The organism is Candidatus Izemoplasma sp. (assembly GCF_982632705.1).
The window spans coordinates 1-2,221 of record NZ_CEXEES010000111.1; the positions used below are offsets into that span (position 1 = coordinate 1).

At 31.4% G+C, this 2,221-nt stretch carries 1 protein-coding gene; it reads right to left on the reverse strand.

The window, feature by feature from the left end:
* A partial coding sequence (locus tag AC2LE6_RS08945; protein ID WP_484478914.1) for a tetratricopeptide repeat-containing sensor histidine kinase occupies positions 1 to 1,951 on the reverse strand: 1,951 nt, incomplete at its 3' end.
* Positions 1,952 to 2,221: the final 270 nt, after the last annotated feature.

The following is a 2,221-nucleotide window of genomic DNA, read 5'->3' on the forward strand; positions in this document are numbered from 1 at the left end:
CTTTTGGAATCGTAAAACTAAAAGTACTGCCTTCTTCAGGAACGCTTTCGACCCAAACTGTGCCATCAATTTTTTTAACAAACTCTTTAACAAGAATTAGCCCTAATCCAGAACCATGTTCATTTTCAGTGCCTATGGAACTAACCCCCGTATTATCCGAAAAAATCTTGTCTCTCAATGATGCTTCCATACCTTTTCCGTTATCCTTAATAGAAACAATATAATTTTCATTATTTTCTTCACAATCTACAATTACTTTACCTCCTTTGTAACTGAATTTTAGCGCATTGCCAATAAGATTACGTAAAATTACTAGTAGCATATTTTTATCTACCATTACTTCAATATCCTCTTCTATTTGTGAAACAACCTCAATGTGTTTCCCTATAGCTACTGCATTTAACGATAAAATTATCTCATTTACCACGTCAGATAATAATATCAAACCCGGATTTGGAACCAAGTGGTTTTGCTGCGATCTGGTCCAATTAAGAAGATTATCGATTAATTCGTATGTATTTACTGCCGTTGCATTAAGATGGATTGAATAAGCTGCAGCATTTTCAAATTTACCTTTCTCTGTTTCCTCTTTTAAAAGTGAAGAAAATCCGAGCAATGAAGTAAACGGGCTTCTAAGATCATGTGCGATTATTGAAAATAATTTATCCTTTGTTTCATTTGAAATTTTCAGCTGTTCTGATTTTTCGTTAATTTCCTTATTCTTAATCTCTAATAAAGCTATTCTTTCCTTTCTCTTTTTTCTGAATATAAATACAGAAACTAGAATAAGTAAAGCAAAAAAAGCAACTAGAATTGCAACAAAAACTAAAATCTTTTGTCGAAAAATTACCAATTCCTGGAGGCGGTTTTCATTTTTTAATCGCTGATTCTCTGCTTCTTTTTGTTCGGTTTCATATTTGAGGTTTATTTCATTAACAGTGCGGTTGTTCTCTTGTATAAATACCGAGTCGCGGTAATTAATGTAATTGTTAAGCGCATTTTTGAACTCAGCATAGCTGCCAGTTTGGTTCACTAGCATTAGATTGAGTGCTCTTTTTTCATTTTCAAATCTAGGATTAACTGATTTGATATTGTTAATTATTTTCCGGGCTTCATCAGTATCACCCATTTCAATTAAAATCCCGCAATAAACTAAATTGGATTGGGGTAGAAAGAAATCGTAACCAAGTTCCTCAGCTAACTTTTGTGCTTCCAGAATACTCTCCAATGCTTTTTCAATATCACCATTATTCTTATAGTTGGAACCCAAATGTATCAGAACATTTACGTATTCATATTTATTATTAGCTTTTAAATAAAAATCTGCTGCCTTATTATAGCTTATAAATGAACTGTCATATTTATTTTGCATCTCTTGAAGCAATGCAATATTGTGGTATACAAGACCAAGATTGTTATAATCATTTGCTTTTAAAAAAAACTGTTTTGCTTCTTGTAGATATACATCCGACTGATCAAGCTGTAGCATGTTTATATATAATAGGCCTATATTTATTTTGGAAAGTGCAACACCGACGCTATCATCTAATAAGTCATCAATTTCCATTGATTTTATATAAAATTCAATGGCCTCCGCATATTCTCCTTTCAAGTCAAGTACAATTCCAAGGTTATTATAACATCGGCCTAAAAACCTAATGTTATTTGTTGCATACCTTGTGTTAATAGCTAATTCATAATAGTTTGAGCTTATATGGTATTGCCCCCTGTAATAGTGTGAAACTCCAAGGTAAAAAAGTGCTTTGGCCTTAATAGAGTCAGCATTGTTATTTTCCGATAGAAATTGCTCACCAATAATTATTGCAGAATCTAAATTTGTTGAAATAAGACTCTTCATCTGTTCAAAGGGATCGTCATTGATTTGTCCGTTTAGAACCATTATTGAACTCAATGATATCAAACAAATTAGTAATAGTCTGTTTTTAGGCATAAATAGGCTCCTCATGAAAAATTCCTAATAGATATAGAGGCTAAAATAGCGATTTAATTATGAATATATATTTTATTTTTCAATAAATATATTTCGATTAACATTAGTTATCTTCAAAAGATAAATCATCTTTTTAGTGCTGAAAATATTGAATTATTGGCACCATGAAGGAACTAATATATGGAGTATTCATCTTTTTATACAAAGTTAACACCCGTCAAGAAAAAGTGTAAACCACACGGCCTAATGAAATTGAATTACTTACAACTT